Here is a 23,519-nt window from a genome sequence, read left to right as displayed (position 1 = left end):
GCACGGTCGCGCGATGAGATTGCGACGATGGCGGGCCGTCGGCCGGCTCTTTCGCAGCTTTATCATTAGACGATGCCTGAAAGCGCGCGTCCGTGCGGAAGCCATCGTATTGAGCGGTTCCTTCGTGCGGTAATTTCGTTCTCGTGCGAAGCTTTGCGCGAGAGCACGCGCTTCAGGTCAGGCAAGCAATGTTTCGCTTTGAAACAGTATTCTTGAAACATTCATTCGCTGGACTCCATTCGGGGCGGCAAAAGGCGATACGCTGATTTTCAACGCGTCGTATTAAGTATGACCAATGCATTTTCCGACCCGCTTCCCAAGGGATTTGTCGCGTCCTAGACTAATGAGCCATCCATGCATCGTGTGCTCTGACGCCTTGGTCGCGCCACTTTGGAGGCAATACCAGGGGCACTGCATCGCACGGGGATTTCGTGAAAATACTCATAGCCAACACACTTTACTTTCCGGATGAGCCGGGAGGAGCCGAGGTTTCGACGCGACTGCTCGCGGAAGGTCTGGTCAAGGCAGGCGTGGAAGTTTGCGTGGTCTGCGCGACCGGGACCGGTGTCGACCATGTGGACCACGTGAACGGCGTGAAGGTGTATCGGCTGCGTTCGATGAATCTCTACTGGCCGCATCAGCGGGAGAAGCACGGGCGCGTTGCCAAACTCATCTGGCATGCCATCGATGTGCATAACGTGATGATGTCGCGCAAGCTGTCGAGCATCATCGCCCGCGAAAAGCCGGACGTGATCAGCACCAGCAATCTGTCGTGTTTGTCCATCGATATCTGGCGTCTCGCGAAGAACGCCGGCGTGCCGATCGTGCACACCGCGCGCGATTACTACCTGATGTGCCCGACCGCGATCATGTATTCGCGTGGCAAGCCGTGCATGCGCCAGTGCGGCGTCTGCTCGCTGTATGCGGAACCGAAGCGGGCGGCGTCATCACGGGTTGCGGTGGCCGTGGGCGTCAGCCGCTTCGTGCTGCAGAAGCATCTCGAGAGCGGCTATTTTTCGCGTGCCGCGCGCACGACGGTCATCCACAATTGCGTCGAGCCATTCGACGGCCCGGCTCCGCCGCCGCGCACCCGGCGCTATACGGGCGGCCCGGTGCGGCTCGGCGTGCTTGGGCGTGTGTCGCCGGAGAAAGGGCTCGAAGTGCTGCTCGAACAATTGCGCGCGGACGATACGCTGCAGTGGACGCTCGCTGTCGGCGGCGCGGGCGATGCGGATTACCTGCGTTCGCTCAAGGCGAAGTACGACGATCCGCGCATCGAGTATCTCGGGCACGTCAAGTCAGGCGAATTTTTCGGGACCATCGATATTCTCGTGGTGCCGTCGATATGGAATGAACCGTTCGGGCGCGTGACCATGGAAGCGTATTCGCACGGCTTGCCGGTCGTGGCTGCGGACACGGGGGGCATTCCCGAAGTCGTCGAGCCGCGCACCAATCTCGTGTTCCAGATGGCGCGGCCCGCGACGATCATCGCGAAGCTGCGCGAGGCGGTGGCGCTGCTCGAAGATCCAGGCGTGCATGAACGTCTGCGCGAGTATGCAGGGCGTTTCGATCGCGATGCGATGGTTGCGGCTTATCTCGAGTTGTATGAGAGTGTGTTGGGGGATCATGCGGTGGAGCGAGCTGTGTGTTAGGGCTTTCGCCGGATCCCGTTACCGTGTTGGTTTATTGGCGTTGCCCCTGTGCGGGGCGGCAGTCACTTTCTTTGCTGCTGCAAAGAAAGTAACCAAAGAAAGCAGCTCGAGACGCCCGCGGTCACACGCAATTTGGCCACTATTCTCATTGTTCGTGGGCTCAGTAGCGAGTGCCCTCGTAGGCCTAACCGGGCGTGGACCGCGCACGGTCTGACAAGCTAGAACCCCAAGGGCACTGGTTCAGCACGAAAGAGTTCCGGCACAGCGCTACGCGCTGCCGTCGGGTGTGCAAGGGAAACCATTGGTATGGATACCTTGATAAGGAAGCACATGCATCCCCGATGAACCCATCGGCCGCGCAGCGGGCCGGAGCCATTTCGTGCTGAACCAGCCGCTTACGCGGCGCGATGTGGCAGACCGTGCGCGGTCCAAGCCCGGTTAGGCCTACGAGGGCACTCGCTACAGACGCCACGATCGACGAGAAGAACACCCAAATTGCGTATGACCGCGGGCGTCTCGAGCTGCTTTCTTTGGTTACTTTCTTTGCAGCAGCAAAGAAAGTGACTGCCGCCCCGCACAGGGGCAACGCCAATAGACCGACACGAATACGGGATCCGGCGGAAGCCCACGAGCGTGTCAAACGCTTTGACCAAGAACCTTCACATCCTTTGGCAAAAGTGCATAACATGTTCTAGCTCGCGCGCTATAAATCCCCCTTGGAGCCCCTCACACATGACAAGAACCAACGAATACCACCAACCCATCGGCGATCCGGTGATCAACTGGACCCCGCGCGCACGCCCCGCGCGCATCACCATCGACGGGAAGCATTGCCGCATCGAGCCGCTCGACGTAACGCGCCACGCGGCCGATCTCTTCGACGCCTACAGCCACGCGCCCGACGGCAGCGACTGGACCTACCTCTTCGTCGGCCCATTCACGGAATTCGACGCCTTCCGCGACTATCTGACGAAAGCCGCGGCATCCACGGATCCGCTCCACTACACCGTCATCGATTCCGCGAGCGGCAAGGCAGTCGGCACGCTCGCGCTGATGCGGATCGAGCCGGTGCATGGCGTCATCGAAATGGGCAGCGTCACGTTCTCGCCCTTGCTCAAACAGACGCGCATATCCACGGAAGCGCAATATCTGTTGATGCGCCATGTCTTCGATGACCTTGGCTATCGGCGCTATGAATGGAAATGCGACAGCCTGAACGCGCCGTCACGCAAGACCGCGCTGCGGCTCGGCTTCGAGTTCGAAGGCATCTTCCGGCAGGCGATCGTCTACAAGGGCCGCAATCGCGATACGGCCTGGTACGCGATCATCGATCGCGACTGGCCGCGCATCCGGCGCGCCTTCGAACGCTGGCTCGCCGACGACAACTTCGACGCGAACGGCACCCAGCGCGCATCGCTCGCGCAACTGCGCGACGCGGATCGCGACTGAATCGAACGCGGTTTCCGTGAAATGCATTGCAGATTTGACTGCGTCAGCTAATCAGATTTGCTTCGTTTGATCGTCTCACGGCTCGCGTGAGAATGAGAGAGCACGGCGCTGCCGGTCGCGCGGCGTCGCAACTTTTTCCTCTCCTGCTCCTCACCGATCCTATGAAGGCGTCTCTTTCGAAGTACCGGCTGCATGCCGTCTGCGCGGCGGCCACGCTCGTTCTCTTTGGCGGCTGCAAACCTCAGGACGAACAGGCGCAAGCATCCTTGGCCAAGGTCACGCAGACGGCGCGTCAGGAAGTGACCTACTTCAAGTATCCCGACAACCCCTCCTTCGATCTCGTCTATCTTGCCGACAAGCTCGGCTATTTCGAAGGCACGAGCACGCGGCCGAAATATGTCGGCAAGATCGCCGCGCCGCAGATCATTCCGCTCGTCGGCACGGGCGAGATCGATTTCGGCACGCGCATGGTGCCGCTCGTCATCTCTGCGATCGCAAGCGGTGCGGATATCAAGGTGGTCTCCGCAGGCGGCGAAACCTTGCCCGATGCGCCGCATATGAAGTACTTCACGCGCAAGGATTCCGACATCCGCTCGCCGAAGGATTTCGAAGGCAAGACCGTCGCCTTCAACAGCTTCGGCGCGTGCGCGGAGTTCGTGACGAAGAAGTATCTGTCGCAGCACGGCGTGGACGTGTCGAAGGTCAACTGGCTCGTCGTGCCGGATAACCAGTCGCAGCAGGCGCTCGTCACCAAGAACGTCGATATCGCCATCATTCATCCGCCGTTCTCCGGCGCAGCCGAAGCCGATGCGCAACTGCACAAGCTCTGGAGCGACTGGGACGAGGATCACGGGCTCGGCGGCATGGCGCCCTACAGCGTGAACGGTGCGTTCGCGCGCGCCCATCCGCAGGCGGTGAAGGACTTCGTTACGGCCATCGCGCGAGCGGGCAACTGGGTCAACGCGCATCCCGACGAAGCGCGCCAGCTCACGGCGGAGCGGCTCGGCATCGACGTGAAGCTGGTCGAGCGTTATGCCTATGTGAAGGATCTCGTCGTGACGGAGCCGCCGATCCAGTACTACATCGACATCCTCGAACAGGCCGGCAAGATCCCGAAGGGCAAGGTGCAGGTCAAGGACGTCTACACCAACGAATATAACCCGCTCGCGAAGCAGTCGCAGGCGAGCGCGACGCCGCGCGCGAACGGACAGCCCTCATGAGCGGCGCGTTCGCGGCACGCGACAAGATCGTCGCGCGAGACTTGTCGCTCACCTATGTCAACGAGGCCACGGATACGAGCCAGACCGTGCTCGACGGCTTCGATCTGAGCGTGCGCGAGGGCGAATTTCTCGCGGTGCTCGGACCGAGCGGATGCGGCAAGTCGACCTTCCTCAACCTGCTCGCGGGCCTCACGCCGCCGACGTCCGGCTCGCTCACGGTGGATGGCGAATCCGTAAGCGCTGCGCGCCGCAAGCTCGGCTTCGTGTTTCAGGGCTATGCGCTGTTTCCGTGGCGCACGGTGTGCAGGAACGTCGAGACGGGGCTGGAGATTCGCGGCGTGAAACGCGCGCAACGACGCAGCGAGGCCGAGCGCTTTCTGCGCCTCGTCGGTCTGCTCGATTTCGCGGATCACTACCCGCATCAACTGTCGGGCGGCATGCGCCAGCGCGTGGCGATCGCGCGCGCGCTCGCCTACGGTCCCGAGATCCTGCTGATGGACGAACCCTTCGGCGCACTCGATGCCCAGACGCGCGAGTCCCTGCAGCAGGAGTTGCTCGGCATCTGGGAGCAGAGCGCCAAGACGGTCGTGTTCGTCACGCACAGCATCGACGAGGCGATCTATCTGGCCGATCGCGTCGCTGTCGTGGGGCGCAGGCCGGGGCGTGTGAAGGAGATCATCGACATCGACCTGCCGCGTCCGCGTCCGGCGTCGATACGTCATGACGCGGCGTTCGTCGCGTTGCGGCAGCGCGCGTGGGCGAGCCTCAGTTCCGAACTCGGCGGCGCACAGACCGCGCCGGGCGAGCGGATCGCCGAATCATTGACGGGAGCGTGAATGGCAGAGCAAGAAACCGTGCGCAGTTTTCCGCTGCTCGCCGGGGCGAGGAAGCGTGACGCAGCAAACATCGGACGCAGGCGCGGCATGCGCCTGTCGGGCGCCATCGAGCGTTCGATCGCGCTCGTCGCGTTCGCCTTGTTGTGGGAACTGCTGCCGCGGCTTGGCATCGTGAGCACGGCGTATCTGAGTCCGCCGTCGCAGGTGGCTGTGGCCATCGCGCATCTGTTCGACAGCGGCGAGGTGTGGAAGCATCTCGGCGCGAGCGCGCTGCGCTCGATCAGCGGCCTGTTGCTGGCAGTGGCGGGCGGCGTCGCCGGTGGCTTCGCGCTCGGCTGGTTCCGGCGCGCCGAGCGCATCGTCGATCCGCTGTATCAGTTGCTGCGGCAGGTCTCCGCGTTTGCGCTGTTTCCGGTGTTCATGCTGTTTCTCGGGATCGGCGAGTCGTCGAAGATCGCCATCATCGTGTGGGCCGCGTTCTGGCCGGTGCTGCTCAACACGATCTCGGGCGTGAAACAGGTCGAGCGCGTGTTCATCGATTCGGCGCGTTCGATGGGTGCATCGCAAGGCTTCATCTTCGTGAAGGTCGTGTTGCCCGCAGCGCTGCCCGAGATACTGACCGGCATCCGGCTCGCGGGCGCGTATAGCATCACGGCGCTGGTCGCGGCGGAGATGATCGGCGCGCGTTCGGGGCTTGGGTTCTACACGCTCAATTCGCAGGAAACGTTTCAGATTCCCGATATGTATGCGGGCATCGTGCTTCTTGCGCTCTTCGGCTTGCTGATCAACAAGAGTCTTTCGCTGCTCGAACGGCGTCTTCTGCGCTGGCGCGTGGGGCTCGCGCAGAATGGCTAGGAGCGCGCTTGCAGCGGGCGTACTGGTGGTCGTTGCGCTTTCGTTCATTCCATGGCGCAAGGGTTTCGGCGATGTGCAACCGTTCGCCGCCGCGAGCGCGCGCGGCACGCTGATCGTCGCGGTGCCATCGCGTCCCGCGCCGACGCTGAACGTCGGCCGTGTCGATCATTTCGCGCGCGCGCCGGATGGCTTCGCGGCCGCGCTCGCCGACGAACTCGGACGGCGTGCGGGGCTGCCTGTCACGCTGGTGCTCGCCGGTTCCGACGACGCGCGCGACGCGGTGCGATCGGGCAGGGCGGATGTCGCCATCGCGGGGCTTGCGTTCGGCGCGGACACGTCGCTTGCCTTCGCGCCGACCGCCTACACCACCGGGCGTGGCATGGCGCTCGTGCTTCGGCATGGCGCGGTGCGCGCGTGGAGCGATCTGGCGGGCCGTTCGATCTGCGCGTCGCGTGGCAATCCATTCGCGGACGATGCGGCGCGACGCGCGCACGCCAATGTGCAGGATTACGACCGTCCGCTGGATGCGCTGCTTGCCTTTCAGGCGGGCGAATGCGCCGCGCTGGTCGATGATGAGTACGTGATCCGCAAGCTGCTCAGACAGCCGGACTGGGCCTATTACCGCGGGCTGCCGGGCACGCTCGCGCCTGCGCGCACAGTCATCGCGACGCGCGGCGGTGATGTCGCCAGCGTGGCGTTCATCGAGCGAGCAGTGAACGACTGGCGGCGGCAACGCTGGCTCGCAACCGTGCGCGAGGATCAGGCGACGCAGCTTGCCTTCGATATGTTCAACGCGCAGAACGACTTGTATTGTCATTAGGAAGGGTTGGGAACTAGGTTTGGGTTTGTCGCTGGATCCCGTATTCGTGTCGGTCCATTAGCGTTGCCCCTGTGCGGGGCGGCAGTCACTTTCTTTGCTGCTGCAAAGAAAGTAACCAAAGAAAGCAGCTCGAGACGCCCGCGGTCATACGCAATTTGGGTGTTCTTCTCGTCGATCGTGGCGTCTGTAGCGAGTGCCCTCGTAGGTCTAACCGGGCTTGGACCGCGCACGGTCTGACAAGCTAGTCGTTTAAGCGCGCTGGTTCAGCACGAAATAGCTTCGGCACAGCGCTGCGCGCTGCCGATGGGTATGCAAGGGAAACCGACGCGAAAAACGAAACGCGGAAGCACACGCAAACCCGATGGACCGGTCGGCCGCGCAGCGGGCCGGAGCCATGTCGTGCTGAACCAGCTACGCATGCAGCGCGATGTGGCAGACCGTGCGCGGTCCACGCCCGGTCTGGCCTTTGAGGGCACTCGCTACTGCTGTGCCAAGACCGATCGCCTGTGCCGGGGCCGGCCTGAAGTACTTTGGATGGGGAAGGCTGCTTTCTTTGGTTACTTTCTTTGCAGCAGCAAAGAAAGTGACTGCCGCCCCGCACAGGGGCAGTGCTAATAGACCGACGCGAATACGGGATCCGGCGAAACGCTGCGCCGCCGTCTACACCCTCACCGTCCCTTCCACGGCACAAGACGCCGCTCCACCACGCGCATGGCAAAGTCAAAAACCCAGGCAATCGCGCCGATCAACACGATGCCCATCACCACGACATCCGTGCGCAGAAAGCTCGATGCGTTGAGCACCATCTGCCCGAGCCCTGCCGTCGCGGCGACCATTTCGGCCGCAACAAGCGTGGTCCAGCCGAACCCGACGGCAATGCGCAGGCCCGTCAGAATCTCCGGCAACGCGGCCGGCAGCACGACATGCCACACCACTTGCCGCAAGTTCGCGCCGAGCGACCAGGCCGCATTCACCTGCTCCGCCGTTGCGCTCTTCACACCCGCACGCGCGGCCATCGCGATCGGCGCGAAGCATGCGAGCCAGATGACGACGATCTTCGCGGTTTCATCGATGCCGAACCAGATCACGACGAGCGGCAGATACGCGAGCGGCGGCAGCGGCCGATAGAACTCCAGCGGCGGATCGAGCACGCCGCGCGCAATGCGGCTCACGCCCATCAGAATGCCGACTGGCACCGCGGTGACCACGGCGAGCGCGAACGCGCCGAACACGCGGATCGCGCTCCAGAGCAGATGCTCGGACAACGGCAGCCCACCCTGAAGACGTCCGTGCACGGCGTCGAGAAATGCTCGCCACACCGCTTCGGGTGAAGGCAGGAACAGCGGGGGAATCCAGCGGAAATGCGTCGATGCCCACCAGAGCGCGGCGATCGCGACGACGCACAGCGTGCTTGGAAGCGCGGTCGGACCCGCGCCGGGCATGCCGCGGCGCCGGCGCCTCACGCGCTTCGCAGTCGCGTTGCGCGGCGTGTCGGCCAGCGCGTGAACAGGTTGCGTCATGCCGCCTCCGTTTCCGCGCGATGCAGACGGCGCGTCAGACGCTCGCGCCATTCGATGAACGCAGGCGACGATTTGACGGCGCGCGCATCGCGGTTGCGGATGTACTCGCGAGAGAACGGCAACTCGTGCACCTCCTCGATGCGTCCCGGTCCGGGCGTCATCAGCACGAGGCGCGTGGCGAGGAAGAGCGCTTCCTCGACGCTATGCGTGATGAAGAAAACGGTCTTGCGCGTGCGCGACCAGACATCGAGCACGATTTCCTGCACGTTTTCGCGCGTGAGGGCGTCGAGCGCGCCCATCGGTTCGTCCATCAGGAGGATTTCGGGATCGCTTGCGAGCGCCCGCGCGATGCCCACGCGCTGCTGCATGCCGCCCGACAGCGCGTAGATTTTCGCGTCTTCGTGCTGCGCCAGGCCGACGAGCGCGAGCGTGCGGCGCGCGATCTCGCGGCGTTCGTCGCGCTTCACGCCGCGAAAGCGCAGGCCGAGCGCGACATTGTCGATCACGTTGAGCCACGGCATCAGCGCATGCTTCTGGAACACCACGCCGCGTTCCGCGCCGGGGCCGTCGATCGGCTCGCCGTTGAGCGTCGCGACGCCTTCGGTCGGATCGAGAAAGCCGGCGAGGCAATTGAGCAGCGTGGTCTTGCCGCATCCCGAGGCGCCCAGCGCGACGACGAACTCGCCGCTGCCGATGTGCAGATCGACGCCCTGCAACGCCGGCGTGCTCGCGCCTTCGTAGGTGACGCCGAGATTGCGGATCGAAAGCGAGGTCATTTCGCGGCCTGCTGCACGAAGCGCGGATCGACGCCCGTCGAATAATCCGCGAGCACGTTCTGAATCGTGCCCTGTTGCTTCAGGAACTGCGCCGTCGCGGTGAGCGATTGCGCCGCGCCCGACTGTTTGCCGCCACCGAGCCATGTCGGCGACGCCTGTTCGCCGGCCGACGGGAACGCGTAGAGCGCAAGGCTCGCGGGCACGTCGGCGGCGGCGGCGCCGGATTCCTGCGCGACCGCCTGCACCTGCTTCGAATCGACCGTCCATGCGGTCTTGTTGTCGCGGTACTGGGCGTCGGTGTCGGCGAGCACTTTTACGAGGCCGGACAGGAATGCGGGATTCTCCTGCGCGAACTTGCGCGACGCGACGAGGCCGTCGAAGGTCGCCTTGCCGGTTTCCTTCGCGACCTCGCCGGACGTGATCAGTACGCGGCCATTCTGTTTAGCCTTCGCGAGCACCGGGTCCCAGATGTAGGTCGCGTCGATGTTGCCGCGCTCCCACGCCGCGGCCACTTCCGGCGGACGCAGATTGACGATCTTCACCGTCGACGGATCGATCCCCGCCTTCTGCAACGCGACGAGCGCATGAAAGTGCGACGTCGATACATACGGCACGCCGAGCGTCTTGCCCTTCAGATCGGCGAGTTTCGTCACGCCCGAGCCGTTGCGCGCGACGAGCGCTTCGGCGTCGTTGATGTTGTCGAGAATCCAGAACAGCGACAGATCGACACCTTGCGAAAGCCCCGCCGCGATCGGGCTGGAGCCGGCTTCGCCCACTTGTATCGAACCGGACGCGAGCGCGCGAATCACATCGGCGCCGCTGCCCAGCTTGCGGTACGTAACCTTGTAGCCGGTCGCTTTCTCGACGGCGCCGCTCGCCTGCGCGTAGCGCCACGGCACGACCATGTCCTGATAGCCGATGACGACCTCGCGAGTGTCGGCCTGCGCGTGAAGGGGCGCGAGCGCGGCGGCGCCGAGGGTGAGCGAGGCGAGGCTGGCAATCAGACGACGGCGGCGAATCGAAGCTTTCATGGCGCGAAAAAGAAGAGAGAGTGAAGCGTTCGACTATAGGCACTTGGCGTGCCGCGGCTACCAATCTTTTGTGCGTAGCAAATGAAAGGGCGGGAGGATTGCTATTGATGGGGGACGTTCGAACTATGGCGCTCCCGGTGCCGTCGTGTGCGAATGCACCGCTCACGACGGCAGTTCGGCGCTAAGACTGCTTAGTGGATGCTGGAAGCAACCAGGGTGTCATGAAAGGCCGAATTGGCCGACATCTGGAAACCCGTTGTGGCTGCAGCGACGTCGTTGCTCGTGTAGGAAGCCATCGCCGCGACGAGCTGACTGGTCAGCGTATCGGCACGCGAAGCGCCCAGCAACTGGCTGGCGCCGACGCGAGTGTCCTGCAGCGTCGTGACGACCGAGTGGTTCGAGCCGTAGTCATAGTACTCAAACGTCGTGCCGGAAGCCACGTTGCTGATCGTAGCCACGTTTCCGTTGCCGAGTTGCAAGGTCAGTACACCGTTGGTCAGCGTTGCTGATCCCGAGTAGTTCAAGCGATCGTAAAGCGTCACAACGTTGGTCCCCGAGGAGCTACCTGATCCCACAGACAACGATCCGGTCGTCCCCATTGAGACGATTCCCCCTCCCAGACCATACATCGAGTCCATCGACAGCGAATTGTTCGAGCCATTCAAGAAGAGGTCTGTGATTCTGTCGTGATCGATAATCTGGTTGTTGTCTCCGTTGATCGTCGTTCTCTCTCCACGTGTCTCCATATCGATCGACGCGCCGTTGGCATTGATGGTTCGGCCCCAGAGAGTGGCGCCGCTCCCGTTTGTCGTGCGGATCTGAGCGCCACCCTGTGTGGCGTTGATGGTCGTCTCCCCGTCGGAAGAATCCAGGGAAGCACCGACGCCGAGATTCACCGTGTTGCCGTTACCCCCGTCACGTACATAACCGCCGGCACCTACGGTATCCGTATTGCCGGTTCCCCAATCCAGAATATTCCCGTTGGCTCCGACGGACACGATGTTCCCCACACCTTGCACCTGCACATTGGCCGCGCTCACGCTCGAGCCAATCAATGTGTTGCCCGTTCCTGCGATGCCAACGTAACCTGCCCCGGCACTCAGAATCACGGTGTCAGAAGCGCCGTTCACGTTGAGCGAAGCACCACTCAATACATCGAATATGCTATTGCTCAGGTTCGCCAGCACATTCCCGTTCACGTTGTAGAGATTACCCGCCACGTGCAACAGGTTCGAATCCATCAGCGTGGTCGTCGTTTGCTTGCCGGAAGCATCGACATACGTAAGCGTTTCGCCAGAGGCGACCTGGGTGATCGTGGCTACGTTTCCGTCGCCGAGCTGCACGGTCGCGTTGCCATCGGTCAGCGTTACAGAACTGACGTTCGCGGTGCCCGTGAGCGTGATGCCGCTCCCGTCTTCGGTCAGCGAAGCAGTCTTCGTAGTAACCGTCACGCCCGGGCTATATCGATTGTCCATCGACAACTGATTGTTCGATCCCGACAGCGAAAGCGATGCCTGTACAAGGATCGTGTCATTGTTGGCGTTGACGGTATTTCCAGTGCCACCTACGACGATTGAGTCACCACCTTTAAGCGCATTAATGGTCGCGTTCGTTCCAAATTCGGCTACCGCAACGTTTTTTCCGATAGTCAGAGTTGTCCCGTATCCGCTATCGGAAACATAGGTGCCGTAACTGAGAAAAGGGGAAAACGGTTGAGTATCGAGAACGTTGTCCCCGTCCCCGATGGAGAGGACGTTCGCGCTCCCAGACAGTTGGAAGTGCGTGCCGTTGGTACTGCCACCCACTACCGTGTTTCCGTCACCCGTGACCTGGATGCTTATCGTGCCATCATTCGTAATCACCTGGCTGTGCGAGGCGGTGAGGTCGAGTGACGCGCCGTTGTCTACTTGGAAAATCGCATTGCTCTGGTTCGCCATGACAGAGCCTGTCACTTCGTACAGGGTCCCGCCCAGATACAAAACGCCTGCATCCGTGAGCGTTGTCGTGGTCGCCTTGCCAGACGAATCGACATATTTGAACGTAGAGCCAGATGTGACATTATTGATCGTCGCCACATTGCCGTTGCCGAGTTGCACGGTAACCACACCATTGATCAACGCAATGGCGCCTGGATTCACGCCACCGGTCACCACAATCCCACCCTGATCTTGAGTCAATGTGAACGCCCCCGCGCGAACTGTGGCGCCCTGGTCATTCAAGTTGTCCATTGAAATCGAGTTGTTCGATCCAGACAACGTGAACGAAGCGCCTGCCCGCACGGTGATGCTGTCGTTTACGGCATTGATGACATTTCCGGTTCCGCTCGCATAGATTCGATCGTTGCCGTTCGTTGCGTTCAGGGTTGAATTATTGCCGTAAAGGCTGATCATGCTGTCTGCGCCGATGGTCACGGTTTCGCCATCATCTACATCGACAACGCTACTGTGTGCACCGACCGAAATGACATTGCCTGAGCCGCCCCAAACGAACACGTTCGCAGAGTCGGAACCGGTGATCGTGTTGCCACTTCCACCCACATTGACACTTGCGCCGCTGTCCAGAATCACCTGGTCCGACGAGAAAATGCCGCTCAGGGACGATCCTCCCCTTACCTCGATTATCGCGTCAGGAAATAAACCAATGTCACTCACGCTCGGTATATCTACGACGTAATGCGTACTCATAAGCACTCCATATATAAACGATTTTAAAGTATCCACGTCGAAAACCCCCGAAGTGGACGAAGTGGAGTCATGCAAAGTGCACATGTCCTCCGGAACCGGCCAGGAGGCATCGTCTTGACCTCCCTCCGGTGTTGATTGAAACGGTCACATCAAAAATCCCCCTTCCCCAACGCCCCCAATTTCGACGCCAGATCTACCCGCGCATAATCCCAATCCGCGAGCGCCTGAATCCGCCGCTGCTTCGCATTGGCCAGCGCCGTCTGCGTGTTGATCAGTTCAAGGATGTTCCCCACGCCCGCCTCATAGCGATGACTCGCTGCGTCATAAGTGCGCGTGGCGATCGCAAGCAGATTCGCGCTGTTCTCAGCGTTCTTCGTCGCGCCCGTCAGCGTCTGATAGCTCGTCCATACATCCAGCGCGACCTGCCGTTTCGCATCGTCGAGCAAGTCCTCCTGCCGCTCGGCCTGCGCGCGCGCCTGATTGACCTGATAGTGCCGCCCGAAGCCTTCGAACAACGGGATGCTCACCTGCACGCCGATGTACGCGTCATGGCCCGTCGACGGATAGGTCGCGAGCCCCAGTCCAAGGCTTTGCGGCTGGTTGTTCTGACTGTACTTCGCCACCAGGCTGATGCTGGGCAGACCTTGCGCGCGCGTCTGCGAAATCTTTGCGACAGCCGCGTCGTATTGCGCCCGCGCCGCGCGCACCGATGGATGCGCTTCCTCGACATCGCGAATCATCTGCGCCACCGATTCGCTGAACCGCGGGTCCGTGCGCGCGTCTTCCGCGACCGGCGGCACATCGAGCGGTACGTCCGGGCTGAGGTTCATATCGGATGCGAGCGTGCCCAGCGCGGTCTGCGCATCGCTTTGCGCTTTGGTCAGGCTGAACAGCGCCTGCTCGTGCTGCGTCTGCGCCTGCAACGCATCGGTGATGGGCGCGACGCCCTTGTCGGCGCGAGCCTGGGCCGCCAGCATGCTTTGACGCGTCATGCTCTCCACGTCTTGCGCCGCCTTCAACTGCCCCATCGCTGTCTGCGACGCGTAGTAATCCCTGGCTGCACTCGCGAAGAAACGCTGAAGCGTGGCGTCCTGCGTCGCGCGCGCCGCGTCGAACAGCGCGTTCGCGTTCTTCAACGCCGCCTCGCGGCCACCGAAATCAAACAGGAGCCAGTTCATGCTCACGCTGGCCGAACGCACATTCGCGTTGATGTCCGAACTCAACGCGGGATGATCCTCGATGTTCATCACAGAGTCTTCGCGCACGCCTTGCCAGTTTGCCGAGAGCGTCGGCAGGTACGCCGCACGCGCCACGCCCACGCCCGCCGCCTGCGCTTTCACGGTGGCCCACGCTTCACGCGTCTTCGGGTTGTGGCACAGCGTGCGCTCGACCGCCTCTTCGAGTCTGAGCGGCCGGCCCGGCGCCTGGGCGAATTCACAGGCCGTCACGATCGGGCCAGCCGCCGTGGTGGGAATGGTCTGCTCGGCGCGCAGCACATCGAACGCGTGAGCGCTCCCGCTCAATGCCGCCAGTCCGGCGAGCATCATGAGCCGCTTGTTCTTAACGTTCACGCATGCTCTCCTGTGTCGTCTGCATCACAGGATCAAGGAAATATCCAATCACGCTGCGCTTGCCCGTGCTGATATCAGCCGTCACCGCCATGCCCGGCGTCAGCGGAATCCAGCGGCTGTCCACATGAATACGATTGGTCTCCAGCCGGATTCGAACCGGAAACGTCAATCCGAGTTTCTTGTCCTGCACGGAATTGTTCGAGACTTCGGTAATCGTTCCATTCAGGAATCCGTAACGGGTGTACGGAAAGGCTTCGATCTTCACGGCCGCGTGCTGACCGACGTGCACGAAACCGATGTCCTTGTTCTGCAGGCGCGCTTCGACTTCGAGCGCATCGTCGGGAACGATCTCCATGAGCGACTGCGCCGTGGTCACGACGCCGCCCAGCGTGTGCACGGAAAGTTGCTGCACCGTGCCGGCCACGGGCGCCACGAGGCTCAGCAGAGCCTGACGGGTCTGGGCCTTCGTTTCATCGTCGTGACTTTGCGTCATCAGTTGTGTGGCCTTCTCGAGCGCGTCGAGCTGATCGCGACGGAACTTCGACGCGGTCGCCTCGACCTGCGCGCGCTGTCCCACGATGGCCGCCGCAAGTTCGTTCGCGTGACTGCGCTGCACGGTCAACTCGTGCTCCTTGTCGAGCGCCTGCTGCTCCTTGTCGAGATAGTCGTTGCGCGCCACGTACCGGTCGTTGACGAGCGCACGATACGCGTCGGCCTGTTGACGCGCGAGTGGCGCGGTCGCGACGAGTTTGTTGATCTGCGCGCGCGTGCTGTCCAGTTCCGCCTGACGCTTCGCCAACTCGGCTCGCGCGCCTTCGTACTGATCGCGGTATTCGAGCCACGCGCCCTCGGCCTGACGTTGCGACGCCTGCATGCGCGCGTCGGGCGCATCGCTTACAGGGGCGACGGCCGGCATCTTGCCGCTGCTTTGCGAAGCGAGCAAGGCATTGGCGCGTGCAGCCGCCAGTTCGGCATCGAGCCGTGCGGAGAAGGCCTTGTTGGCGTCGGCGGCTGCCTGGGTCGTGTCCAGTTTCATGAGAAGCTGGCCAGCCGTGACCCGATCGCCGTCGCGCACGCGGATCTCCCGCACCACGCCCGTGATGGCAGGCTGAATCGTCTTGACGCGCGCGTTCGGAACGAACTGGCCGTTCGCCGTCACCACGATATCCAGCCTGCCGACGACGCCGATCAGCAAGACGACCGCCGAGAGCAGCATCAGCACGCGCATGGTCCAGCGTGGCGCCGGATGCACCGGCGTCTCAACCAGCTCCAGCTCGGCGGGCAGGAAGGCGAGCTGTTCGGCATCGCGCGGCGGCCGCTCCAGTTGCGCGCGCAGCTCCCAGACAGCGCGCCATACGCTTGCATAGCGCCGCATCAGATCGACGGACGCCTGAAGTTTGAGTGATTTCATGGTCAGCCGTCCTGCAGCGAAATGAGGTGTGCGTAGTAACCGCCGTGCTTCATCAGCGCGTCGTGATCGCCGGCCTCGACGATCCTGCCGTGATCCATCGCGATGATCGCGTTGGCGTGCCGCACCGCGCTCAGTCGATGCGCGATGATGATCACCGTACGCCCCGCGCAGACCGCCTTCATGTTGTCGCGGATGACGCGCTCGGTCTCGAAGTCGAGCGCGCTCGTTGCTTCATCGAAGATGAGGATGCGCGGGTTCGTCAAAAGCGCGCGCGCAATGGCGAGCCGCTGGCGTTGTCCGCCCGACAGATTGCTGCCGTGCTCGCCGACGAGCGTGTCGTAGCCCTCGGGCATCTCGCTGATGAACTGATGCGCGCCGGCCAGCTTCGCGACGTGCATGATCGCTTCGAGCGGCGCGCCCGGGTCCGTCAGCGCGATGTTCTCGCGCACCGAGCGGTTGAACAGCAGGTTCTCCTGCAGCACCACGCCGATCTGCCGGCGCAGCCATGCCGGATCGACGAGCGCGAGATCCTGACCGTCGATGCGCACCGTGCCCTGCTCGGGAATGTAGAGCCGCTGCAGCAGCTTCGTGAGCGTGCTCTTGCCCGAGCCCGAGCGCCCGACGATGCCGATCACCTGGCCCGCCGCGATGCCGAGCGACACGCCGTCGATGACCGGTTGCGCATCGGGGCGATAGCGAAAGCGGATGTTATCGAAATGGATATCGCCGCGAATGGGTGGCAGCGCCTGACGCATTTGTGGAATTTCGGTACGCGTGTTCAGGATGTCGCCCAGGCGTAGCATCGAAATGCCGACTTGCTGAAAGTCCTGCCACAACTGCGCTAGACGCAGCACCGGTCCGCTAACGCGCTGCGACATCATGTTGAACGCGACCAGTTCGCCGACGGAAAGCCGTCCGTCGATCACGAGGCGCGCACCGATGAAGAGCGTGCCGAGCGTGACGAGCTTGCCGACGAGCTGTATCAACTGCTGGCCGACGTTGCTCAACTGATTGACGCGAAATCCGGCGCTCACGTACGCCGCGAGCTGCGTTTCCCAGCGCCGGATGAACTGCGGCTCGACGGCCATCGCCTTGACCGTCTCGACGCCCGAAACCGATTCCACGAGAAACGACTGGTTATCCGCGCCACGCGCGAACTTCTCGTTGAGCCGCGCGCGGAAGGCGGGCACCAGCAGGCCGGACACCAGTCCATAGACCGGCAGGGAAGCAACGACGAGCAGCGTGAGCCACACGCTGTACAGGCACATTACGGCGATGAAGACGACCGAGAAAACAAGATCGATGAATGCCGTCAGCGCCTGACCGGTCAGGAAATTGCGGATGTTTTCGAGTTCGCGCACGCGCGCGACCGTATCGCCGACGCGACGCGCGCCGAAATAGCCGAGCGGCAATGCGACCAGATGCCGGAACAGACGCGCGCCGAGTTCGACATCGATACGGTTGGTCGTATGCGCGAACACGTAATTGCGCAGACCCGTGAGCAGCACTTCGAATATGGAAGCCACGAGCAAGGTCACGCACACGACATTGAGCGTGCTGAACGTGCGATTGACCAGCACCTTGTCCATCACGACCTGGAACATCAGCGGCGAAACGAGCCCGAAGAGTTGCAGCACGAGCGATACGCCCATGACTTCGAGCAGCAGCTTGCGATAGCGAACGACGGCGGGGATGAACCAGGAGAAATCGAAACGCGCGAGTTCTCCGGCCAGCGAGGCACGCGAAGCAAAGAGCAGCATTTTTCCGCTGCTTCGAGCAGCGATATCCTCAATGGGTTTGATCGTGGGCGCCGCGCCTCCCGATTCGAGAATCAGCGCGGTCTTGCCGTCGGTTTTGGCGAGGATGAAGTGAGAGCCGTCGCGATCCAGGACGAGTGCGGGAAGGGGTGCGGCGGCGAGCGTTTCGGCGCGCAGTGGGACGATGCGTGCCTTCAGTCCGAGGCTGCGGGCGGAAAGTACGAGATCCCTATCAGTGAGTCGGCCGCCTCCTGTCGCGGCGGCGTGTTTGAGTTGCGCTGCATCGGCAGCGATATTGTGATAGCGGGCAATCGTAATGAGTGCGGCAACCCCGGGATCTTCCGCGACTTTCAGGTTTTCTATTTCACTATTATTCATTTGGTCATGCTTATTCAAATTGCTTTTTTGCAGCGGTGCCTCCCTTGCGAGAATATTCGGCGAGGTTTGTTAGGACAACCGAGGCAGATGGGAATTAAGCAAAATCTGAAGGGATGCATCAAAAAGACGCATTCCTAAAGCGAGTTAATTTTTTGGTAATAATGCAGTAATACACATGTAATGAATGCGTTTTCATGCATGACAACTGCAAGGGAGAAAATGCGCCAATTCGGTTGACTACCTGAGCGACCGTGCCGAAAAGCGATACAGTGCTACCCTTCGCGAGCATCTCAAAAAAACAACCCTAAATCGGAGCTGTCCATGCCATTGCGGTCCGGCGTCGACGAGGCAAGTTTTCGTCGCATTCTCTTTCGCAACATCGCGCTGCCGCTCGGCACCGGCCTCGTCACGGCGGTCGCGTTCGTCGCGCTCGTGCTGTATCTGCTTTCCGGGATCAACTGGGTCGAGCATTCGGAGCGCGTCATCGGCAATGCGCAGGAAATCGGCCGGCTCGTCAGCGAGAAGGAAAGCGCGATCCGCGGCTATCTGATCACCGGCGACGATGCGTTTCTCGCGCCCTACGACACCGCGAAGCCCAAACTCGCCGCCGATATCGACACGCTCGCCGAACTCGTCTCCGACAACGCGCCGCAAGTGGACCGCCTGATCCGCGTACGCGCGTTGCAGGCGCAATGGGACAAGGTTGCTGAGAATCTCATCGACGCGCGCCGCCGCAATCTGGATTCCGGCGCGCTCGTGCGCGCGGGCCGCGGTTCGGCGGAGCGCGCGGAAACGGAGCGCGAGCTTGCCGCGTTTCTCAACATCGAGCAGACCTTGCGCTTGCAGCGCATCGAGTCCGCGCGGCAACTGACGACCATCACCGTCGTCGTGTTCCTGATCCTGAGCCTGACGCTCTCGGTGAGCCTCGCGATCTTCGGCAGGCGCGAATTGATGCAGCTTTCCAACGCCTTCGGCGCCGCGATCGGCGAGCAGGAGCGGCAGACGCGCGCGTTGCAGGAGCAGGCGTGGCTGCGCGACGGGCAGACGCAGCTCGCCGAGCGGGTGATCGGCCGGCAATCGCTCGGCGAGCTGTGCCAGACGATTCTCGACTTCCTCGCGGACTACCTGAAGGTGTCGATGGGCGCGTTCTACGTGCGCGAGGACGATGGCGCGCTGAAGCGCACCGCGAGCTTCGGCTTCGATCCCGACAGCGCGCCGGTTCCCGAATCGCTCGCGGGCGTGAAGAGCCTCGTCGGGCAGGCGGTGCACGCGCGCAAGCTGACGAGTCTGAACGATGTCCCCGCCGGCTACTGGAAGGTGACCTCGGCGCTCGGCGCGAGCGCGCCCGCGAGCCTCGCCATCATGCCGATCGAAAACGAAGGCCGGGCGAACGGCGCGATCGAGCTCGGCGCGATGCACACGCTGACCGAGCGCGACCAGCAGTTCCTGAAGATGATCGCGGGCAATATCGGCGATTTCGTCGAGGCGGCGCAGTATCGCGAGCGGCTGCAACGCGTGCTCGAAGAAACGCAGCAGCTGAACGAAGAACTGCAGATGCAGCAGGAAGAACTGCGCACGACCAACGAGGAACTCGAGCAGCAGACCACGGCGCTTTCGCAGGCGCAGGCGTATCTCGCGAACCAGAAGTCGGAACTCGAGCAGACCAACGATCAGCTCGCGGAACAGGCGCGCGTGCTCGACGAGCGCAACGTCGCGCTCAACGCCGCGCAAGGCGAACTCGAATCGCGCGCCGAAGCGCTGCAGCGCGCGAGCCGTTACAAATCCGAGTTTCTCGCGAACATGTCGCACGAGTTGCGCACGCCGCTCAACAGTTCGCTGATCCTCGCGAAACTGCTGTCCGAGAACAAGACCGGCAACCTCACGAACGATCAGATCAAGTACGCGCAGACGATCTATTCCGCGGGCAACGATCTGCTCAATCTCATCAACGATATTCTCGATCTCTCGAAGGTGGAGGCGGGCAAGCTCGATCTGCATATCGAGGACGTGCCCCTGCAGAGGATCATGGAGTCGCTTGCGCGCACCTTCGAGCCGCTCGCGCGGCAGAAGAAGCTCAGGCTCGAACTGCGCAGCGAGATCGACGACTATCCGACGCTCACCACCGACTTCCGGCGGCTCGAGCAGATTCTGAAGAACCTGCTGTCGAACGCGGTGAAATTCACGGATGCGGGTGCGGTGTCGCTCGCGCTCAAGGCGGCCGGTGAGGGCGCGGTGCAGTTCGTCGTGACCGATACCGGCATCGGCATTGCGCCAGACCAGCAGCAGGCGATCTTCGAAGCGTTCCAGCAAGCCGACGGCACCACGAGCCGTCACTATGGCGGCACGGGCCTCGGCCTGTCGATTTCGCGCAGTCTCGCGCATCTGCTCGGCGGTTCGATCAGCGTGCGCAGCACGCAGGGTATGGGCAGCACGTTCACGCTGACGATGCCAGTCGCCTACGATGGCGCCGCGCCGTCCGGCGCCGAAGTGCAGGCGCCCGCGCCTGCACCCGCGCCGCTCCTCGTCGATGAAGCGCTGTCCGAGCCTGTCGAAGTCGCGCATGTGATCGACGACGACCGCGCCGATAGCGCACCCGGCCGCCGTCTCGTTCTCGTGGTCGAAGACGAACCGGACTTTGCGCAAGTGCTGTTCGATCTCGCGCACGAACTGGGTTATCGCTGCATCGTCAGCGGCACCGCGCGCGAGGCGCTCAGGCTTGCGCGGGACAGCGCGCCGAACGCGATCCTGCTGGACATCGGCTTGCCGGACCGCTCGGGCCTCGTGCTGTTGCAGGAACTGAAGGCGAATCCGGCGACGCGGCATATTCCGGTGCATGTCGTGTCGGGGTCGGACAGAAGCGAGGCCGCGCTGCATCTCGGCGCGATCGGCTACGCGGTGAAGCCGACCACGCGCGAGCAACTGACGGCGATCTTCCAGCGGCTCGAAGAGAAGAGCAGCCAGAAGATCAAGCGTGTGCTGCTCGTCGAGGACGATGCGCGGCAGCGTCAGAGCATCGTCGAACTGATCAGCGATGCCGACGTGGAAATCACGCCGGTCGAGTTCGGCCGCGACGCGCTCGACTTGCTGAAGACGACGATCTTCGATTGCATGATCATCGATTTGAAGCTGCCCGACATGCAGGGCGGCGACCTGCTGCGCCAGATGGCCGCGACGGATTCGTACTCGTTCCCGCCCGTGATCGTCTACACGGGACGCAGCCTCACGCATGATGAGGAAGCCGAACTGATGCGCTATTCGCAGTCGATCATCATCAAGGGCGCGCGTTCGCCGGAGCGCCTGCTCGACGAAGTGACGCTGTTCCTGCACAAGGTCGAGACGGATCTGTCGGCGGACCGTCAGGCGATGCTGCACGTCTCGCGCTCGCGCGATCGCGTCCTCGACGGCCGCCGCGTGCTGCTCGTCGATGACGATATCCGCAACATCTTCTCGCTATCGAGCGCGCTGGAGCATCAGGGTTTGAAGGTGGATATCGGCCGCAACGGTTTCGAGGCGATCGAAACGCTCGACAGCAATCCGGACATCGACATCGTGTTGATGGACGTGATGATGCCCGGAATGGACGGACTCGAAGCGACGCGGCGCATCCGCGCGGACCCGCGGTTCAGGAAGCTGCCGGTCATCGCGATCACGGCGAAGGCGATGAAGGACGATCAGGAGCAATGTCTCGCGGCGGGCGCGAGCGATTATCTGGCGAAGCCGATCGACGTCGACCGGCTTTACTCGCTGTTGCGGGTGTGGATGCCGCGGCGCGTTTGAGCGTCAGATATTCAACGCCCGCTTGTCCACCGCGAGCGCCGCCTCCCGCATCACTTCAGACAATGAAGGATGCGGATGGCAAATGCGCCCGAGATCTTCGCTCGCCGCCTTGAATTCCATCGCGACTACCGCTTCGGCGATCAGATCCGACGCGTTCGCCGAGATGATATGCACGCCGAGAATCTCGTCGGTTTTCGCATCGGCGATGATCTTGATGAAGCCGTCCGTCTCGCCGATGCCCATCGCGCGGCCGTTCGCCATCATCGGGAACTGGCCGGCCTTGGTTTCGCGGCCCGCCGCTTTCAGCGCCTGCTCCGTCTGCCCGACCCACGCGATTTCCGGATGCGTGTAGATCACCCACGGAATGCAGTTGTAGTCGATGTGCGGCTTCTGCCCGTCGATGATTTCCGCCACCAGCACGCCTTCGTCCTCGGCCTTGTGCGCGAGCATCGGGCCGCGCACGACATCGCCGATCGCGTAGACGTTCGGGACTTTCGTCGCGCAATGACCGTCGACGGGAATGAAGCCGCGCTCGTCGGCTGAAAGGCCAATCGAATCGAGGCCGAGATCGTCCGTGTTCGGCACGCGGCCTATCGACACGATCAGGCGGTCCGCATCGAGCGTCTGCGCGTTGCCGTCCTTGTCCTTGTAGGAAATGGCAACGCTCGAATCGGTGGTTTTCACGTCATCGATCTTCACGCCGAGGTGAATCGTCAGTCCCTGCTTCTTGAAGAGCTTCGCGGCTTCCTTTTGCAGCGCGGTGTCGGTCGTGCCGAGGAATTCGGGCAGCGCTTCGAGAATCGTCACTTCTGCGCCGAGCCTGCGCCACACCGAGCCGAGTTCGAGGCCGATCACGCCCGCGCCGATCACGGCGAGCTTTTTCGGCACGGACGTGAAGGCGAGCGCGCCTTCGTTGTCGGAGACGGACTTGTTGTCGACCGGCACGTCCGGCAGATGACGCGCCTTCGAGCCCGTCGCGATGATCACGTGTTGCGCGGTATGGCTTTCGGTCTTGCCGTCGCCGCTCACGTCGATTTTGAAGTTCGCGCCGTCCTTGCCCGCGAGCTTGCCGTGACCCTTGAGCCACGTGATCTTGTTCTTGCGGAACAGGAATTCGACGCCGCCCGTGATCTTTTCGACGATCGCTTCCTTGCGCCCGACCATTTTGTCGACGTCGACAGAAAGGTTGTCCATGTTGATGCCGAGATCGCCGAAATGGAGCTGCGCCTTCTCGAATTGCTCGCTCGACGCCAGCAGCGCCTTCGACGGAATGCAGCCCACGTTGAGGCACGTTCCGCCGAGCTTCGGCTTGCCGGCGTGGTTGATCCATTCCTCGACGCACGCGACCTTGCGGCCGAGCTGCGCGGCGCGGATCGCGGCGATGTAGCCGCCGGGGCCGGAGCCGATCACGATCACATCGAAGTCGGCCTTCTGGCCTGACGCGGCGGCGGGCGTGGATTGTGCCGTGGTTTGCGCGGCGGGTTGTGCGGCGGGTTTTTCCGGCGCGGGCGCAGGCGCGGCGGCGGACGCTTTCGCTTCGGTATCGATGATGGCGAGCACTTCGTCCGCGTGAACGATCTCGCCAGCCTGCTTCACGACTTCCGCGAGCGTGCCCGCCGAGGGCGCGGGCACTTCCAGCACGACCTTGTCCGTTTCCAGTTCGACGAGGATTTCGTCTTGCGCCACGGCGTCGCCCGCTTTCTTCTTCCACGGCAACATCGTCGCTTCGGTGACGGATTCGGAAAGCTGCGGAACCTTGACTTCAATCCTGGCCATTCAGAT

The 23,519-nt window shown here is 62.6% G+C and carries 14 protein-coding genes and 1 pseudogene; 7 read left to right on the top strand and 8 right to left on the bottom strand.

Annotated features, from left to right (window positions below; translation table 11 throughout):
• Positions 1-431: 431 nt before the first annotated feature.
• From NK8_RS32485 to NK8_RS32460, 6 genes and pseudogenes are all read left to right on the top strand, one after another.
• A complete protein-coding gene (locus NK8_RS32485; RefSeq protein WP_213232374.1) occupies positions 432-1,652 on the top strand; it encodes a glycosyltransferase family 4 protein in 1,221 nt (406 codons plus the stop codon).
• Positions 1,653-2,384: 732 nt separating this feature from the next.
• Positions 2,385-3,089 (top strand): annotated as a pseudogene (locus NK8_RS32480) (GNAT family N-acetyltransferase); the annotation flags it as partial.
• Positions 3,090-3,262: 173 nt separating this feature from the next.
• Entirely contained in the window at positions 3,263-4,321 is a 1,059-nt protein-coding gene (locus NK8_RS32475) for an ABC transporter substrate-binding protein (RefSeq protein ID WP_213232370.1), read from the top strand.
• Positions 4,318-5,157 (top strand): ABC transporter ATP-binding protein, encoded by an 840-nt coding sequence (locus NK8_RS32470; RefSeq protein WP_213232369.1) that lies wholly within the window; start codon positions 4,318-4,320, stop codon positions 5,155-5,157. Before NK8_RS32475 ends, NK8_RS32470 begins: the two co-directional genes overlap by 4 nt.
• A gap of 87 nt (positions 5,158-5,244) precedes the next feature.
• Positions 5,245-6,012, top strand: a complete 768-nt coding sequence (locus NK8_RS32465; protein ID WP_213233283.1) for an ABC transporter permease — start codon at positions 5,245-5,247, stop codon at positions 6,010-6,012.
• Positions 6,005-6,832 (top strand): ABC transporter substrate-binding protein, encoded by an 828-nt coding sequence (locus NK8_RS32460; protein WP_213232367.1) that lies wholly within the window; start codon positions 6,005-6,007, stop codon positions 6,830-6,832. The genes NK8_RS32465 and NK8_RS32460 overlap by 8 nt, the downstream gene beginning before the upstream one ends.
• Positions 6,833-7,500: 668 nt before the next feature.
• Here NK8_RS32460 and NK8_RS32455 read toward each other — a convergent pair.
• From NK8_RS32455 to NK8_RS32425, 7 genes are all read right to left on the bottom strand, one after another.
• Positions 7,501-8,352, bottom strand: a complete 852-nt coding sequence (locus NK8_RS32455) for an ABC transporter permease subunit (RefSeq protein ID WP_213232364.1) — start codon at positions 8,350-8,352, stop codon at positions 7,501-7,503.
• On the bottom strand, positions 8,349-9,128 hold the full coding sequence (locus NK8_RS32450; protein ID WP_213232362.1) for a taurine ABC transporter ATP-binding protein: 780 nt from the start codon (positions 9,126-9,128) through the stop codon (positions 8,349-8,351). Before NK8_RS32450 ends, NK8_RS32455 begins: the two co-directional genes overlap by 4 nt.
• Positions 9,125-10,159 carry a taurine ABC transporter substrate-binding protein gene (gene tauA / locus NK8_RS32445; protein WP_213232360.1) on the bottom strand — a complete coding sequence of 345 codons (1,035 nt, stop codon included), beginning with the start codon at positions 10,157-10,159 and terminating at the stop codon, positions 9,125-9,127. Before tauA ends, NK8_RS32450 begins: the two co-directional genes overlap by 4 nt.
• A 191-nt stretch (positions 10,160-10,350) precedes the next feature.
• On the bottom strand, positions 10,351-12,843 hold the full coding sequence (locus NK8_RS32440; RefSeq protein WP_213232358.1) for a hypothetical protein: 2,493 nt from the start codon (positions 12,841-12,843) through the stop codon (positions 10,351-10,353).
• A 149-nt stretch (positions 12,844-12,992) separates the two neighbouring features.
• Positions 12,993-14,414: a TolC family protein gene (locus NK8_RS32435; protein ID WP_225936456.1), complete on the bottom strand. Its 1,422-nt coding sequence runs from the start codon at positions 14,412-14,414 to the stop codon at positions 12,993-12,995.
• Positions 14,404-15,825 carry an HlyD family type I secretion periplasmic adaptor subunit gene (locus NK8_RS32430; RefSeq protein WP_213232356.1) on the bottom strand — a complete coding sequence of 474 codons (1,422 nt, stop codon included), beginning with the start codon at positions 15,823-15,825 and terminating at the stop codon, positions 14,404-14,406. Before NK8_RS32430 ends, NK8_RS32435 begins: the two co-directional genes overlap by 11 nt.
• Before the next feature lie 2 nt (positions 15,826-15,827).
• Positions 15,828-17,960 (bottom strand): type I secretion system permease/ATPase, encoded by a 2,133-nt coding sequence (locus NK8_RS32425; RefSeq protein WP_213232354.1) that lies wholly within the window; start codon positions 17,958-17,960, stop codon positions 15,828-15,830.
• 321 nt (positions 17,961-18,281) lie between these two features.
• On the opposite strand from NK8_RS32425, the gene NK8_RS32420 reads away from it, so the two are divergent.
• Positions 18,282-21,737, top strand: coding sequence for a response regulator (locus NK8_RS32420; RefSeq protein WP_213232352.1), 3,456 nt, complete (start codon positions 18,282-18,284; stop codon positions 21,735-21,737).
• A gap of 3 nt (positions 21,738-21,740) precedes the next feature.
• On the opposite strand, the gene lpdA is transcribed toward NK8_RS32420, so the two are convergent.
• Entirely contained in the window at positions 21,741-23,513 is a 1,773-nt protein-coding gene (lpdA, locus tag NK8_RS32415) for a dihydrolipoyl dehydrogenase (RefSeq protein ID WP_213232350.1), read from the bottom strand.
• Positions 23,514-23,519 lie beyond the last annotated feature (6 nt).

Origin of the sequence: Caballeronia sp. NK8 (genome assembly GCF_018408855.1) — a bacterium.
In the GTDB taxonomy this organism is placed as follows: domain Bacteria; phylum Pseudomonadota; class Gammaproteobacteria; order Burkholderiales; family Burkholderiaceae; genus Caballeronia.
Note: the sequence above shows the minus strand (reverse complement) of the source record. Positions and strands in the feature narration are given on the sequence as shown.

Excerpts from the sequence above, each read along its gene's own strand:
- NK8_RS32475 (WP_213232370.1), top strand. The coding sequence starts at position 3,263 with ATGAAGGCGTCTCTTTCGAAGTACCGGCTGCATGCCGTCTGCGCGGCG.
- NK8_RS32470 (WP_213232369.1), top strand. The coding sequence starts at position 4,318 with ATGAGCGGCGCGTTCGCGGCACGCGACAAGATCGTCGCGCGAGACTTG.
- NK8_RS32465 (WP_213233283.1), top strand. The coding sequence starts at position 5,245 with ATGCGCCTGTCGGGCGCCATCGAGCGTTCGATCGCGCTCGTCGCGTTC.
- NK8_RS32460 (WP_213232367.1), top strand. The coding sequence starts at position 6,005 with ATGGCTAGGAGCGCGCTTGCAGCGGGCGTACTGGTGGTCGTTGCGCTT.
- NK8_RS32455 (WP_213232364.1), bottom strand. The coding sequence starts at position 8,352 with ATGACGCAACCTGTTCACGCGCTGGCCGACACGCCGCGCAACGCGACT.
- NK8_RS32450 (WP_213232362.1), bottom strand. The coding sequence starts at position 9,128 with ATGACCTCGCTTTCGATCCGCAATCTCGGCGTCACCTACGAAGGCGCG.
- tauA (WP_213232360.1), bottom strand. The coding sequence starts at position 10,159 with ATGAAAGCTTCGATTCGCCGCCGTCGTCTGATTGCCAGCCTCGCCTCG.
- NK8_RS32440 (WP_213232358.1), bottom strand. The coding sequence starts at position 12,843 with ATGAGTACGCATTACGTCGTAGATATACCGAGCGTGAGTGACATTGGT.
- NK8_RS32430 (WP_213232356.1), bottom strand. The coding sequence starts at position 15,825 with ATGAAATCACTCAAACTTCAGGCGTCCGTCGATCTGATGCGGCGCTAT.
- NK8_RS32425 (WP_213232354.1), bottom strand. The coding sequence starts at position 17,960 with ATGAATAATAGTGAAATAGAAAACCTGAAAGTCGCGGAAGATCCCGGG.
- NK8_RS32420 (WP_213232352.1), top strand. The coding sequence starts at position 18,282 with ATGCCATTGCGGTCCGGCGTCGACGAGGCAAGTTTTCGTCGCATTCTC.
- lpdA (WP_213232350.1), bottom strand. The coding sequence starts at position 23,513 with ATGGCCAGGATTGAAGTCAAGGTTCCGCAGCTTTCCGAATCCGTCACC.